General features: G+C 69.7%; 13 protein-coding genes. 4 read left to right on the top strand and 9 right to left on the bottom strand.

What is annotated here, in order from left to right; translation table 11 throughout:
- Positions 1–39: 39 nt before the first annotated feature.
- The gene (locus ACZ58V_RS37110) at positions 40–528 is read left to right on the top strand and encodes a DUF3180 domain-containing protein (RefSeq protein ID WP_471295605.1); all 489 of its coding nucleotides are present in this window, start codon (positions 40–42) and stop codon (positions 526–528) included.
- A 222-nt stretch (positions 529–750) separates the two neighbouring features.
- Here the strand turns inward: ACZ58V_RS37110 and folE are convergent, their stop codons facing one another.
- The 6 genes from folE to dacB form a co-directional block, all read right to left on the bottom strand.
- On the bottom strand, positions 751–1,356 hold the full coding sequence (gene folE / locus ACZ58V_RS37105) for a GTP cyclohydrolase I FolE (RefSeq protein ID WP_468192533.1): 606 nt from the start codon (positions 1,354–1,356) through the stop codon (positions 751–753).
- A gap of 131 nt (positions 1,357–1,487) precedes the next feature.
- On the bottom strand, positions 1,488–3,530 hold the full coding sequence (gene ftsH / locus ACZ58V_RS37100; RefSeq protein WP_468193007.1) for an ATP-dependent zinc metalloprotease FtsH: 2,043 nt from the start codon (positions 3,528–3,530) through the stop codon (positions 1,488–1,490).
- 185 nt (positions 3,531–3,715) lie between these two features.
- The gene (hpt, locus tag ACZ58V_RS37095; RefSeq protein ID WP_184594965.1) at positions 3,716–4,276 is read right to left on the bottom strand and encodes a hypoxanthine phosphoribosyltransferase; all 561 of its coding nucleotides are present in this window, start codon (positions 4,274–4,276) and stop codon (positions 3,716–3,718) included.
- Between the two features lie 61 nt (positions 4,277–4,337).
- A complete protein-coding gene (gene tilS, locus ACZ58V_RS37090) occupies positions 4,338–5,375 on the bottom strand; it encodes a tRNA lysidine(34) synthetase TilS (protein WP_468192535.1) in 1,038 nt (345 codons plus the stop codon).
- Between the two features lie 195 nt (positions 5,376–5,570).
- Positions 5,571–6,698, bottom strand: a complete 1,128-nt coding sequence (locus tag ACZ58V_RS37085; protein ID WP_471295602.1) for a zinc-dependent metalloprotease — start codon at positions 6,696–6,698, stop codon at positions 5,571–5,573.
- A gap of 215 nt (positions 6,699–6,913) precedes the next feature.
- Positions 6,914–8,449: a D-alanyl-D-alanine carboxypeptidase/D-alanyl-D-alanine endopeptidase gene (gene dacB / locus ACZ58V_RS37080; protein WP_468193008.1), complete on the bottom strand. Its 1,536-nt coding sequence runs from the start codon at positions 8,447–8,449 to the stop codon at positions 6,914–6,916.
- Positions 8,450–8,573: 124 nt separating this feature from the next.
- Between dacB and ACZ58V_RS37075 the strand changes: the two genes are divergently transcribed.
- The gene (locus ACZ58V_RS37075) at positions 8,574–9,065 is read left to right on the top strand and encodes an inorganic diphosphatase (RefSeq protein WP_184594751.1); all 492 of its coding nucleotides are present in this window, start codon (positions 8,574–8,576) and stop codon (positions 9,063–9,065) included.
- A 117-nt stretch (positions 9,066–9,182) separates the two neighbouring features.
- Positions 9,183–10,880 (top strand): threonine/serine exporter family protein, encoded by a 1,698-nt coding sequence (locus tag ACZ58V_RS37070; protein ID WP_468192538.1) that lies wholly within the window; start codon positions 9,183–9,185, stop codon positions 10,878–10,880.
- A gap of 116 nt (positions 10,881–10,996) precedes the next feature.
- On the opposite strand, the gene ACZ58V_RS37065 is transcribed toward ACZ58V_RS37070, so the two are convergent.
- Positions 10,997–11,854 (bottom strand): DedA family protein, encoded by an 858-nt coding sequence (locus ACZ58V_RS37065; RefSeq protein WP_471295600.1) that lies wholly within the window; start codon positions 11,852–11,854, stop codon positions 10,997–10,999.
- A gap of 136 nt (positions 11,855–11,990) precedes the next feature.
- On the opposite strand from ACZ58V_RS37065, the gene ACZ58V_RS37060 reads away from it, so the two are divergent.
- The gene (locus ACZ58V_RS37060; RefSeq protein WP_468192541.1) at positions 11,991–12,365 is read left to right on the top strand and encodes a YbjQ family protein; all 375 of its coding nucleotides are present in this window, start codon (positions 11,991–11,993) and stop codon (positions 12,363–12,365) included.
- A 31-nt stretch (positions 12,366–12,396) separates the two neighbouring features.
- On the opposite strand, the gene ACZ58V_RS37055 is transcribed toward ACZ58V_RS37060, so the two are convergent.
- Both ACZ58V_RS37055 and ACZ58V_RS37050 read right to left on the bottom strand, forming a co-directional pair.
- Positions 12,397–13,236 (bottom strand): hypothetical protein, encoded by an 840-nt coding sequence (locus ACZ58V_RS37055; RefSeq protein WP_468192542.1) that lies wholly within the window; start codon positions 13,234–13,236, stop codon positions 12,397–12,399.
- Between the two features lie 144 nt (positions 13,237–13,380).
- On the bottom strand, positions 13,381–13,563 hold the full coding sequence (locus ACZ58V_RS37050; protein WP_215119833.1) for a linaridin family RiPP: 183 nt from the start codon (positions 13,561–13,563) through the stop codon (positions 13,381–13,383).
- Between the last annotated feature and the right edge of the window lie 59 nt (positions 13,564–13,622).

Here is a 13,622-nt window from a genome sequence, read left to right as displayed (position 1 = left end):
GCGGAACGAGGCCACCGCCGGGGGAACTGAAGGGACACCGTGAGAGAGCTGCGCATCAGGGTGCTGGTCGGCGTTTTCGTCGTGGCCGGGGTGCTGTCCTGGGCCGGGGCCCGCCTGTGGAACTCGGTCGGCACCCTTCCCGGCGTCCCCCTGGCCGCCCCCATCGTCCTCGCCCTGATCGCCGTGGTCCTCCTGGCCACGGCGCTCTCGCTCCGCGCCCGCCTGAAGGACCAGCGCGAGCGGCAGCCCGACGCCAAGGGCGTCGACCCCATGATGGCGGCCCGAGCGGTCGTTTTCGGCCATGCCAGCGCCCTGGTCGCCGCCCTCGTCTCCGGCATGTACGGCGGCGCCGGCGTCTTCCTCCTGGAGTCCCTCGACATCCCCGCCCGCCGCGACCAGGCCATCTACGCCGGCCTCTCCGTCGTCGCGGGCATCGCCGTCATAGCGGCCGCCATCTTCCTGGAGCGCGTCTGCAAGCTCCCGGAGGACGACGAACACAACGGCACGGGCACGGCCCCGACGACGTGACCACACCCAGGCCTCACCAGGGCTGGCGGGCGAGGTGCCCGTTGGGGTCGAGGCGGTAGCCGTAGAGGGTGAAGGGCTTGTTCGTCGTCGTCCGCCGCCGCACCTCATGCACCTGGGTCCAGGCGACCTCTCGGAGTTGCAGCGAGTGCTGCTCGGGCTCCCCCTGGGTCAGCGATCAACCCCACTGATCAACGACGGTATCGGGCACCACTGACAATCAGGTCAGCGCGCCAGTATCAGGCTCATGGCCTCGGCCCGGGTCGTAGCGTCCCGAAGCTGGCCACGGACCGCCGACGTCGTGGTCTTGGCACCCGGCTTGCGAATGCCGCGCACCGACATGCACATGTGCTCCGCCTCGATGACGACGATGGCGCCCCGCGCCTCGAGGATCTTCATCAGGGAGTCGGCGATCTGTGTGGTGAGTCGTTCCTGCACCTGCGGCCGCCGGGCGAACACCTCGACGAGACGCGCCAGCTTCGACAAGCCGGTGATCTTTCCCGTCTCGGCCGGGATGTACCCGACGTGGGCCACGCCGTGGAACGGCAGCAAATGATGCTCGCACAGAGATACGATTTCGATGTCCTTGACCAGGACCATCTCATCGTGCCCCAAGTCGAACGTAGTCGTCAGAACATCCTCAGGCTCCTGCCAAAGCCCCGCGAAGAGCTCCCGATACGCCCGCGCGACCCGCGCCGGTGTCTCCCGAAGACCCTCGCGGTCGGGGTCCTCGCCGACCGCGATCAGCAGTTCCCGAACGGCGTTCTCGGCTCTCTTCTCGTCGAATTCGCCGAGCTGGCCCTCGCCGGCCAGCGTCACGGGGTCGGTCATCTGGGTGCCTCGTTCCTGTGTGCTTCATGGGCGGCGGGCGGAGATGGCGAAAAGCCGCGCCCCCCAGGCTAAAACCTGGGGGGCGCGGCATCCATTCCGGGCCCTGGGGCCGCCGGGAGGGGAGAGCCTGGTCAGCTCTCGGGGCGGTCCTCCGGGGTGTGCTCCGGCGCCGGGGCGGGCTCCGCCGCGGTGCTCTTCGCGGTGGAGATCGCCGGCGTCGCGCCGTTCGTCCCGTTCGTCAGGGCCAGCTCCTTGGGGGAGAGGACCGGCGGGCGGGTGGACGGCGTACGACGGGAGGAGCCGGTCCAGGCGGGCCGCGGCGGGCGCTTGACGATCGGCGCGAAGATCTCGGCGATCTGCTCCTTGCCCAGCGTCTCCTTCTCGAGGAGGGCCAGGACCAGGTTGTCCAGCACGTCGCGGTTCTCGACCAGGATCTCCCACGCCTCGTTGTGCGCGGTCTCGATGAGCTTCTTGACCTCTTCGTCGACCAGCGCGGCGATCTCTTCCGAGTAGTCGCGCTGGTGAGCCATCTCACGTCCGAGGAACGGCTCGGTGTTGTCGCCGCCGAACTTGATCGCGCCGAGACGCTCGGTCATGCCGTACTGCGTGACCATCGCGCGGGCCAGGCCGGTGGCCTTCTCGATGTCATTGGCGGCACCCGTCGTCGGGTCGTGGAAGACGAGCTCCTCGGCCGCGCGGCCGCCCAGCATATAGGCCAGCTGGTCGAGCATCTCGTTGCGCGTGGTCGAGTACTTGTCCTCGTCCGGCAGCACCATCGTGTAGCCGAGGGCACGGCCTCTGGAGAGGATCGTGATCTTGTGGACGGGATCGGAGTTGGGTGAGGCCGCCGCGACCAGGGCGTGTCCGCCCTCGTGGTACGCGGTGATCTTCTTCTCCTTGTCCGACATGATCCGGGTCCGCTTCTGCGGGCCCGCGACCACACGGTCGATCGCCTCGTCCAGCATGTGGTTGTCGATCAGCTTCTGGTCGCTGCGGGCCGTCAGCAGGGCGGCCTCGTTCAGCACGTTGGCGAGATCGGCACCCGTCATGCCGGGCGTACGGCGGGAGACCGCCGACAGGTCGACGTCGGGCGCGACCGGCTTGCCCTTCTGGTGAACCTTGAGGATCTCCAGACGGCCCTGCATGTCCGGGCGGTCGACCGCGATCTGGCGGTCGAAGCGGCCGGGGCGCAGGAGGGCCGGGTCGAGGATGTCCGGGCGGTTCGTGGCGGCGATCAGGATGACGCCGCCCTTGACGTCGAAGCCGTCCATCTCGACGAGCAGCTGGTTCAGGGTCTGCTCGCGCTCGTCGTGGCCACCGCCGAGGCCGGCGCCGCGGTGGCGGCCGACCGCGTCGATCTCGTCGACGAAGACGATCGCCGGGGCGTTCGCCTTGGCCTGCTCGAACAGGTCACGGACTCGGGAGGCACCGACACCGACGAACATCTCGACGAAGTCGGAACCGGAGATCGAGTAGAACGGCACGCCCGCCTCGCCCGCGACGGCACGCGCGAGCAGGGTCTTGCCGGTGCCGGGCGGGCCGTACAGCAGCACGCCCTTGGGGATCTTGGCGCCGACGGCCTGGAACTTGGCCGGCTCCTGGAGGAACTCCTTGATCTCGTAGAGCTCCTCGACGGCCTCGTCCGAGCCTGCGACGTCCGAGAACGTCGTCTTCGGGGTGTCCTTGGTGATGAGCTTGGCCTTGGACTTCCCGAAGTTCATGACCCGGGAGCCGCCGCCCTGCATCTGGTTCATCAGGAACAGGAAGATGACCACGATGAGGACCAGGGGCAGCAGGAAGGAGATCAGCATCCCGATGAACGGGTTCTGCTTGGACGGCGAGATGGTGTAGCCGTCCGAGATCTGCTTGTCCTGGTACTTGTTCTGCAGCGTGTTGGCGATGTTCACGCCCTGGTCGCCGATGTAGCTCGCCTGGATCTTCGAGCTGCCCTCGACCTTTACGCCGTCCTTGAGCGTGACCTTGATGGTCTGCTCGTCACCGGTGGTCAGCTTGGCCGACTCCACCTTGTTCTGGTTGATCGCCTGGACGACCTGGCCAGTGTCCACCGTCTTGTAGCCACCGGACGAGCCGACGACCTGCATCAACACGACCACGGCAAGGACGGCCAGCACGATCCACATGACCGGCCCACGGAAGTATCGCTTCACGTCCATCCATACGGAGCGGTGCCGCCCCGTCCCTCCTGCCATAGTGAGTTTGATAAAGACTGTTCTTCGGACGGTACCCCAGCATTGTCACCTGAAGCTGCGCGGGACGACTGGCGATCCGTCTACGCATGCTCCAACGGCGGGAAGTCCGCTGGGGTTCCCGATCACCGTCACGGCACCCCGGCCGGGATTCAGCCGCCGTACACGTGGGGCGCGAGCGTACCGACGAACGGGAGGTTGCGGTACTTCTCGGCGTAGTCCAGGCCGTAGCCGACGACGAATTCGTTGGGGATGTCGAATCCGACCCATTCCACGTCGATGGCGACCTTCGCGGCCTCGGGCTTGCGCAGCAGGGTGCACACCTTGAGGGAGGCGGGCTCGCGCGAGCCGAGGTTGGAGAGCAGCCAGGACAGGGTCAGGCCGGAGTCGATGATGTCTTCGACGATGAGGACGTGCTTGCCCTTGATGTCGGTGTCGAGGTCCTTGAGGATCCGCACCACACCGGAGGACTGGGTGCCCGCCCCGTACGAGGATACGGCCATCCAGTCCATGGTGAGGGGGGTGGACAGCGCCCGGGCGAGATCGGCCATGACCATCACCGCGCCCTTGAGGACTCCGACGATCAGCAGGTCCTTGCCCGCGTACTCCGCGTCGATCTTCGCGGCCAGCTCTGCCAGCTTGGCGTCGATCTCTTCCTTGGTGATGAGTACCTGTTGAAGGTCGGCACCCATGTCTTTCGCGTCCACCCGCATCACTTTCGGTCGTCCCACCGGCTGAGCGGCCCCTCCATCGACTGCCCGGAGGGGTCGTGGTTCAGCCTTGCCGAATCACCAGTCTGCCACCCTGCCGCTGGGCCACGACCTTGCCGGGGAGGTTGATGGCTCCCTGACCGCGCCAGCCGGTGATGAGCCGGTCGACTTCCTCGATGTGGCGGGCGAACAGCGAGCCGGCCGGCGCACCGGCCGCGATGGCGGCCCGGCGCAGGACACGGCGGCGTACGGCGGGGGGCAGGGCGTAGAGCTTCGCGCACTCCAGCACCCCGGTGGCGTCGCGGACGGTGGCCTCGGCCCGGCCGGCCCAGCCGTCGAGGGCGTCGGCGTCGTCGCGGGAGAGCTGTGCCGTACGGGCGAGGGCTTCGACGACGCCCTTGCCGAGGGCCTTCTCCAGGGCGGGCAGGCCTTCGTGGCGCAGCCGGGAGCGGGTGTAGGCCGGGTCGGCGTTGTGGGGGTCGTCCCAGACGGGCAGGGACTGGACCATGCAGGCCTTGCGGGCGGTCTGCCGGTCGAGTTCCAGGAAGGGGCGCCGGTAACGGCCGCCGGCCCCCGAGACCGCGGCCATGCCGGACAGGGAGCGGGTGCCGGAGCCCCTGGCGAGGCCCAGGAGGACGGTTTCGGCCTGGTCGTCGCGGGTGTGGCCGAGCAGGACCGCGGCGGCGCCGTGGCGTTCGGCCGCGGTGTCGAGTGCGGCGTAGCGGGCGTCGCGGGCGGCGGCCTCGGGTCCGCCGGTGCGGCCGACGGTCACGGCGACGGAGTCGACCGGGTCGAGGCCGAGTTCGCGCAGGCGCTGGACGACTTCCGCGGCGCGTGCGTCGGAGCCGGGCTGGAGGCCGTGGTCGACGGTCACCCCGCCTGCTCTGATGCCGAGTTTGGGGGACTCGAAGGCGAGGGCGGAGGCGAGGGCCATGGAGTCGGCGCCGCCGGAGCATGCCACGAGCACGAGCGGCGGGGGCGGCGGCTCGTGTGAGGGGGCGTGCGCGAGCGCGGCGGTGGCGCTGTGGTGTTCGGTGAGGAGGTCGTGGAGGACGCGGCGGACCGCCAGGCGTATCGCCGCGACCGCAGGATGGGGACCCATGTCCGGTTCCCTTCATGAAGTTGTCGGGGGTGAGCCCGAGGTTCGGTCACGCAGAGTGTGTAGATGGTGACAGAACCGGGCCGTTCCCCGAGCATTGCACGCCTACCCCTGCCCCACGGTCCCTCGGACGGGTGATTGGAGGGGCGTTCGCCTGCCGTGGACCGGATTCCTTTCACGACCTTGCCGCGATGTTCACTACTCGGTCCTGCGATGCACCCGCGCGATCCAGTCCGCCGGTTTGGCGATCTCCGTCTTGGTGGGGAGGGTGTTGGGCGAGGTCCACACCCGGTTGAAGCCGTCCATGCCGACCTCGTCGACGACGGCCCGGACGAAGCGTTCGCCGTCGCGGTACTGGCGGAGCTTGGCGTCCAGGCCGAGGAGCTTGCGCAGGGCCAGGTCCAGGCGGGAGGCGCCCTTCGCGCGGCGCTGCTGGAACTTCTCGCGGATCTCTCCGACGGTCGGTACGACGTCCGGGCCGACGCCGTCCATCACGAAGTCCGCGTGGCCCTCCAGCAGGGACATGACGGCGGTGAGACGGCCGAGGATCTCCCGCTGGGCGGGGGTCTGCACGATCTCGACGAGGGAGCGCCCGCCGTCGTCCTCCTCGGCCTCGGGGCGGCCCCCGGCGAGGGTCTGGGCGGCTTCGCGTACGCGTTCCAGGACGGTCATGGGGTCGACGTCGGTCTCGCCCAGGAAGGACTGGATCTCACCCTCGAGGTGGTCCCGGAGCCAGGGCACGGCGGTGAACTGGGTGCGGTGGGTCTCCTCGTGGAGGCACACCCAGAGGCGGAAGTCGTGGGGGTCGACGTCGAGTTCGCGCTCCACGTGCACGATGTTCGGGGCGACGAGCAGGAGCCGGCCGCCGCCGTTCTCCGCGGCCGGGAGCCCGGCGGTGGCGGGGGCGAAGGTCTCGTACTGGCCGAGGACGCGGGAGGCCAGGAAGGACAGCAGCATGCCGAGCTCGACGCCGGTGACCTTGCCGCCGACCGCGCTCATCACCGCGCCGCCGGGGGTGTTGCCGCGCCGGTCCTGCATCTTGTCGAGCAGGGGCTTGAGGAGTTCCCGGAAACCGGCGACGTTCGCCCGGATCCAGCCGGGGCGGTCGACGACGAGGACGGGGGTGTCGTGCCCCTCCTCGGTGCCCAGGCGGGTGAAGCCGCGGACGTGTTCCTCCGAGGCCTTGGCGTGCCGGCGCAGTTCCGCGACGACGGCGCGGGCCTCGTCCCGGCTGACGTCGGGACCCGGCCGTACGAGCCGGGTCGCGGTCGCGACCGCGAGATTCCAGTCGACCATGCCGGTTGAAGCACCACCGATGCTCGTCATGCGTCAACCGTACGTGAGCGCCGGCCGCTGGGGCAGGGCGGCGAGGGTGGGTGACGCCGGGGTCCGTTTTCAGGTACTCGGCGTTTGCGGGGTCGGCTGACGCCGGGGTTGCTCGGCCGGTGCTGGGCGTTGTCGGCTGTGCCCACCCGTTCCGCCCCAGCGGAACGACTGCCCACAGCGGGGCGGAACGGGTGGGCACGGGCGGGCGGGGGTGGTTATCGGCAGCCGCATTCCGCCAGGGTCGTCGCCGCTCTGTCCAGGGCCTTCTGGGCCGCCTCCGGGTTGGTCGTGTCGTTGGCCATGAAGGCGAAGGCGAGGAGGCGGCCGTCCTGGTCGACCAGGGTGCCCGCGAGGGTGTTGACGCCGGTCAGGGTGCCGGTCTTGGCGCGTACGACGCCGGCTGCTCCGTCCGTGTAACGGCTGGTCAGAGTTCCGGTGAAGCCGGCGATGGGGAGGCCGGTGAGGGCCGGGCGGAGTTCGGGGCGGTCGGGGTCGGCCGCCTTGGCCAGGAGGGCGGTGAGGAGGTCCGCCGTCAGCCGGTCGGCGCGGTTCAGGCCGCTGCCGTCCCTGAAGGCGGCGCCCTTCAAGGGGAGGCCGAGCTCGCGCAGCTGCGCGCTGACCGCCCGGTCGGCGCCGGCGAAGTCGGCGCGGTCGCCGGTCGCGAGGGCCGTCTGGCGGGCGAGGGCCTCGGCGATGTCGTTGTCGCTGTTGGTCAGCATGCGTTCGACGAGGGCCGAGAGCGGGGGCGAGGAGACCGTGGCGAGGGTCTTGGCCCGGGTGGTGGCCTTGGACGGGCCGGGGGTCGTGGTCTTGATGCCGTGGGACTTCAGGAGGTCCCCGAACCGGCGGGCCGCGTCGGCCGCCGGGTCGGGGACACGGGCGACCGGGCCGCTCGTCGAGTCGTCGGTGCGGCCCTCGTCGGCCATCAGGGGGCTGACGAGGGCGAGGTTGGGGTTGACCCCGATCGGGTGCTTTTCGTCGCCCGCGTAGAGGGTCGTGTCGTAGGAGAGCGTCACCTCGCGGGCGCCCCGTTCGGCCAGGGACCCGGCCGTCTTGGCGGCCAGTTCGCGCAGGCTCGCTGAGCCGTCGGCGTCCTCGTGGGCCGTGAGCGTGGGGTCGCCGCCGCCGACCAGGACGACTTCCTTCGTGTCGGGTTCCAGCGCGGCGCGGGTGGTGATGCGGTGGTCGGCGCCCAGGGCGGACAGCGCGGCGACGGCCGTGGCGATCTTCGTCGTCGAGGCCGGGGTGAGCGCGGCGTCCGAGCCCGTGCCGTACAGGCGCCTGCCGCTCGTGACGTCCACGACCGCCGCGGCGGGCCGGGGACCGAGCGCCGGGTCCTCCAGCAGGGGCGTGAGGGCGTTGGCGAGGGCCTTGCCGTCGGGGGCGGCCTTCACCTTGCTGACGCCGCCGAGGCCGGTCAGCACCGGGGCGGCGCTGGGGGCGGGCCGGGGGCGGCCGGGGGCGCCGGAGGTGCCGCCGTGATCTGTGCCACCCGGGCGGTTCAGGGCGGCGGCCCGGTCCCGCTCGGCCGTACGCTGACCCGAGGAGTCCCAGGGACCGGCGGCGGTCACCACACCGGCGGCCAGTGCGAGACCGGCGGTGGCGGCACCCGCGGTGTACTGCCAGGTCTTCGGCCGCGTGAGCCGCGTGACCTGCGGTTTCCCGGCCCGTGCAAGCCGCGCGACCCGTGGTTTCGCGGCCGCGGCGGCCCGGGCCAGGCGCGGTCGTACGGCACCCGCGATCCGCACCATGTGCGGCCTCGCGGACCGCCAAGGCCTCAGCTCTGGCACGAACACCAGCCCCTTTCGCGATCACACACCTGCGTGAGGGACACTTAACCACCAGAACTATGTGTTGATCATGGAGGAGCCACCGGTGGAGTTCGACGTCACGATCGAGATTCCGAAGGGTTCGCGCAACAAGTACGAGGTGGACCACGAGACCGGTCGTATCCGCCTGGACCGGCGACTCTTCACCTCGACCGCCTACCCGACCGACTACGGCTTCGTCGAGAACACCCTCGGCGAGGACGGCGACCCGCTGGACGCGCTGGTCATCCTGGACGAGCCGACCTTCCCGGGCTGTCTCATCAAGTGCCGTGCGATCGGTATGTTCCGTATGACGGACGAGGCCGGTGGCGACGACAAGCTGCTGTGCGTGCCGGCGACGGACCCGCGTGTGGAGCACCTGCGGGACATCCACCACGTGTCGGAGTTCGACCGCCTGGAGATCCAGCACTTCTTCGAGGTCTACAAGGACCTGGAGCCCGGCAAGTCGGTCGAGGGTGCCGACTGGGTGGGCCGTACGGACGCCGAGGTCGAGATCGAGCGGTCCTACAAGCGTTTCAAGGAGCAGGGCGGGCACTGACCCCTCCTTGATGCCCTCGGGCCGCACGCCTGCGCGTGCGGCCCGTTCGTCCGTTTGTGCGCATACTGAAGCTGTGGGGGGTACGAGGCTGACGTGTCGTACAGGGAGCGCCAGGCAGTGACGGACGCGGAGGACCGCAAGCCGAAGTCGGACGAGGCGAGGAGCGGGTTCTCGCCTCCCGGCGGGGCCGCCGTCGACGGGGAGATGTCGACGACGTCGGAGTTCGCGATCCCGGAGGGGCTGGCCGTCCACAGGACGGCCGGTGCGGAGGCCGAGACGACGTCCGAGTTCTCCCTGCCGGAGGGGATGGACGTCCCGCAGGCGCCCTCGGTGGAGCCGGAGGGGTCGGCGTTCACGACGCCGAGCACGTACAGCGCGAAACAGGCCCCGTCGGCGTTCACCCCGCCGAGCGGGATCCCCGTGGTCAGCCTGACCAAGGACGTGCCCTGGCAGGACCGGATGCGCACCATGCTGCGCATGCCGGTCGCGGAGCGGCCGGCGCCGGAGCCGAGCCAGCGCGGCACCGACGAGTCGGGTCCCGCCGTGCCGCGCGTGCTCGACCTGACGCTGCGTATCGGGGAGTTGCTGCTGGCGGGCGGTGAGGGCGCCGAGGACGTGGAGGCGGCCATGTTCGCCGTCTGCCGGTCGTACGGTCTGGACCGCTGCGAGCCGAACGTCACCTTCACGCTGCTGGCGATCTCCTACCAGCCGTCGCTCGTCGACGACCCGGTCACGGCGTCGCGGACCGTGCGCCGCAGAGGCACCGACTACACGCGGCTGGCGGCCGTGTACCAGCTGGTGGACGACCTCAGCGACGACGAGACGGCGGTCTCCCTGGAGGAGGCCTACCGGCGGCTGGCGGAGATCCGGCGTAACCGGCACCCCTACCCCGGCTGGGCGCTGACCGGTGCGAGCGGGCTGCTGGCCGGTGCGGCCTCCGTGCTCGTCGGCGGTGATCTGCTCGTGTTCGTCGCGGCCGCGCTCGGCGCGATGCTCGGTGACCGGCTGGCGTGGCTGTGCGCGGGGCGCGGGCTGCCGGAGTTCTACCAGTTCACGGTGGCCGCGATGCCGCCGGCCGCGATCGGGGTCACGCTGACGCTGGTCCATGTGAACGTGAACGCCTCCGCGGTCATCACCGGTGGGCTGTTCGCGCTGCTGCCCGGGCGGGCGCTGGTGGCGGGGGTGCAGGACGGGCTGACCGGCTTCTACATCACCGCGTCGGCGCGTCTGCTGGAGGTTCTGTACTTCTTCGTGGGCATCGTCGCGGGTGTGCTCCTGGTGCTGTACTTCGGTGTGCAGCTGGGAGCGCGGCTGAACCCCGACGCGGCGCTCGGGGTCTCCGACGAGCCGGTGCTGCTGATCGGGGCGTCGATGCTGCTGTCGCTGGCGTTCGCCGTGCTGCTTCAGCAGGAACGATCCACCGTGGTGTGGGTGACGCTGAACGGCGGTGTCGCGTGGATCGTGTACGGCGCGATGCACTATGCCGGGGAGATCTCGCCGGTGGCCTCGACGGCCGCGGCCGCGGGGCTGGTGGGGCTGTTCGGGCAGTTGCTGTCGCGGTATCAGTTCGCTTCGGCTCTGCCGTACACGACCGCGGCGATCGGGCCGTTGCTGCCGGGTTCCGCGACGTACTTCGGACTGCTGGCGATCGCGCAGAACGAGATCGACGAGGGGTTGGTGTCGCTGTCCAAGGCGGTGGCGCTGGCCATGGCCATCGCCATCGGAGTGAATCTGGGGTCCGAGATCTCGCGGATGTTCCTGCGGATCGGGTCTGCTGAGAAGCGGCGGGCCGCCAAGCGGACGCGAGGGTTCTAGCGCCGAGTGCCTATGGGGCCGGGGCTTCGTGTCCGTTGGCGGCTGCGGGTGGTTCGTCGCTTGTCGCGCCCACGCGGCGGAGCCGCAGATCGATACGGCCCCGCGCCCCTGAAGACTCAGTAGCCCCCGTTGTAGGGCTGCTGGTTCCCCTGCTGTTGCTGACCGTAGCCCGGGGCCTGGGGGTACTGGTTGTAGTACTGCTGGTCGTTGTAGCCGTTCTGGTCGCCGTAGGGCTGGTGGTGCGGGGGCTGGTGGTGCGGGGGCTGGTCGTCCGGGGTGATGCGGCGGAGCTGGGTCGTGGCGTCGTCCATGGCGGGCAGCTGGGACTGGGGAACCGGGGCCGAGGCCGCCGCGCGCTTCTTCTTGGAGCGCTCGCGCAGGTACTCGATGATGATCGGGAGGACGGAGAGCAGGACGATCAGGATCAGGATCGACTCGACGTTCTTCTTGATGAAGCCGATCTGGCCGAGCCAGTAGCCCGCGAGGGTGACGCCGGTGCCCCAGGCGATGCCGCCGATCACGTTGTACGTGAGGAACGTGCGGTACTTCATGCGGCCGGCGCCGGCCACGATGGGGGCGAAGGTGCGCACGATCGGGACGAAGCGGGCCAGGACGATCGCCTTGGGGCCGTACTTCTCCATGAACTCGTGGGCCTTGTCCAGGTTCTCCTGCTTGAAGAGCTTGGAGTTCGGTCGGTTGAAGAGCTTCGGGCCCAGGAACTTGCCGATCATGTAGCCCACTTGGTCACCGACGACGGCGGCGATCACGATCAGCGTGCAGACCAGCCACAGCGGCTGGGTGATGTAGGTGCCCTCGGCCACGAAGAGGCCGGCCGTGAACAGCAGGGAGTCGCCGGGCAGGAACGCGAAGAGTCCGGACTCCGCGAAGACGATGAGCAGGATGCCGGGCAGGCTGAACGTGGAGATCAGGTAGTCCGGGCTGAGCCACTCGGGGCCGAGCGCAAGCGTGGTCACGGGGATGTGGCTCCTGCTGCTGGGGGGATACGGGCTGGGGCTGACTGCCTCAAAGTATCAACGCGGCCGTCATGGCCCAGGTTCCATGGGCGTACTCAGGATGCACTGTGGGCGGTCCCGGTCAAAGCTGTGAACCATGGGCATCGACGAATACGGCGGTGGACAGGGCCCCCAGCCCGAGGTCCTCGTCGTCACCACGAACGACGTACCCGGCTACCGCGTGCGGGAGGTGCTCGGCGAGGTCTTCGGCCTGACCGTGCGCTCCCGGCACCTGGGGAGCCAGATCGGTGCCGGGCTGAAGTCGATGGTCGGCGGCGAGCTGCGCGGGCTGACCAAGACCCTCGTGCAGACCCGCAACCAGGCCATGGAGCGACTCGTCGAGCAGGCACGCGCGCGCGGCGCCAACGGTGTGCTCGCGTTCCGCTTCGATGTGACGGAGGCGGCGGACGTGGGCACGGAGGTGTGCGCGTACGGCACGGCCGTGGTGATCGAGGTTGATCACACAGGGTGACCGGAGAATCCCTTGTTGTGGCCGTACGGCGTCACCCCTCGAGCGACGCCTTCCCGTCCCGCTCCGCGCGCTCGTCCCGCTGGGCGAAGACGTAGAGAAGCGCCGGATGAGTAGCACCGAACGCCAGTACGAAGCGATTGAGGCCCATGAACTGCCCGATTCCCAGATGGAACAGCGTCATGGAGCCGAGATAGGCCTTCGCCGCGGGCTTGGGCAGGACGAAGACCAGCGGGAAGGAGACCTCCGCGGCGATCGTCCCCCAGGTCACGAGCTTTCCCACCGTCGGGTACTTGTGCACGAGCCGGTAGACGCGCTGGTCGCCGTAGTTGCGCGTACGGATGACGCCGCTGAACGCCTCTCCGCTGAGCCACACCGGGGACACGAGCTTGACCACACCGGACGCGACATAGGAGATGCTCGTCTCCAGCGCCAGCGCGCGCATGGCCACGTCGCGGGCCTTGTCGCCGTCCTTGAAGGTGCCGGTCGAGGCGAGGGCGATGTTGATGACCTGCTGGAGCTGGTCGGCGCCGTCCCCGCCGAAGGGGGAGCGCAGGCGTCCGGCCGCGCCCGTCGCCGCCAGAACGGCACTGCCCGCCGTGCGCACTCCGCGCTTGTGGCCCCAGATCAGGGTGGCGGCGGAAGCACCCGCCTGTATCCCGTACAGGGCGACCGCCGCCTGCTTGGACTCGAGGGCGCGGGTCAGCCGGGGAAAGCGCTTGGCGAACTTGGGGCGCATGTTCGCCAACTGCCCGCTCAGCATTTCGCCTTCTTCGAACTTACGCGTCTGGCTCAGCATTTCGAGTGCGGAGACCAGCGTACCCAGCGAAGCCACTCGGCGTGCCGTGACCTCGGGCGGAGCGCTGAGGAACATGGATGGGTGCTCCCGATGGTGTGATGCGAGTACGGTGGATATGAAAAGCGGCGGCACGGTATGCGTATCGGGCGTACCGTGCCGCCGCGTCTTTCATCAGACGGAGCTAGCGATGCCGGTCAGCATCGCCCGCCGGCCGGCTGTTCAGCCCGCGAGGTCGTTCGTGACCTCGTTGAAGGCGTAAGCGGTCGCGGCGGTCACGGCGACACCCTCGGGGGTCGCGATGGTGGCCGTCGGGGTGAGCATGGTCGGGGTCGCCTCGTTGCCGATACGGCCCGGGGTCACGTCCGCCAGCTCGGTGTTGGCGAAGTCAGCCACAACAGACATTGTTGTCCTCTTTCTCTCAGAAAAGCTCGGAGCGAGTTCTCCAGCCGTTCGGCGGGAGG

It is taken from the genome of Streptomyces sp. NPDC040589, from assembly GCF_055594445.1.
The sequence above is the reverse complement of the archived record's forward strand: the minus strand, read 5'-3'. Positions and strand labels throughout refer to the sequence as shown.

Excerpts from the sequence above, each read along its gene's own strand:
- folE (WP_468192533.1), bottom strand. The coding sequence starts at position 1,356 with ATGACCGACCCCGTGACGCTGGCCGGCGAGGGCCAGCTCGGCGAATTC.
- tilS (WP_468192535.1), bottom strand. The coding sequence starts at position 5,375 with ATGGGTCCCCATCCTGCGGTCGCGGCGATACGCCTGGCGGTCCGCCGC.
- ACZ58V_RS37050 (WP_215119833.1), bottom strand. The coding sequence starts at position 13,563 with ATGTCTGTTGTGGCTGACTTCGCCAACACCGAGCTGGCGGACGTGACC.
- dacB (WP_468193008.1), bottom strand. The coding sequence starts at position 8,449 with ATGGTGCGGATCGCGGGTGCCGTACGACCGCGCCTGGCCCGGGCCGCC.
- ACZ58V_RS37085 (WP_471295602.1), bottom strand. The coding sequence starts at position 6,698 with ATGACGAGCATCGGTGGTGCTTCAACCGGCATGGTCGACTGGAATCTC.
- hpt (WP_184594965.1), bottom strand. The coding sequence starts at position 4,276 with ATGCGGGTGGACGCGAAAGACATGGGTGCCGACCTTCAACAGGTACTC.
- ACZ58V_RS37060 (WP_468192541.1), top strand. The coding sequence starts at position 11,991 with ATGGGCATCGACGAATACGGCGGTGGACAGGGCCCCCAGCCCGAGGTC.
- ftsH (WP_468193007.1), bottom strand. The coding sequence starts at position 3,530 with ATGGACGTGAAGCGATACTTCCGTGGGCCGGTCATGTGGATCGTGCTG.
- ACZ58V_RS37055 (WP_468192542.1), bottom strand. The coding sequence starts at position 13,236 with ATGTTCCTCAGCGCTCCGCCCGAGGTCACGGCACGCCGAGTGGCTTCG.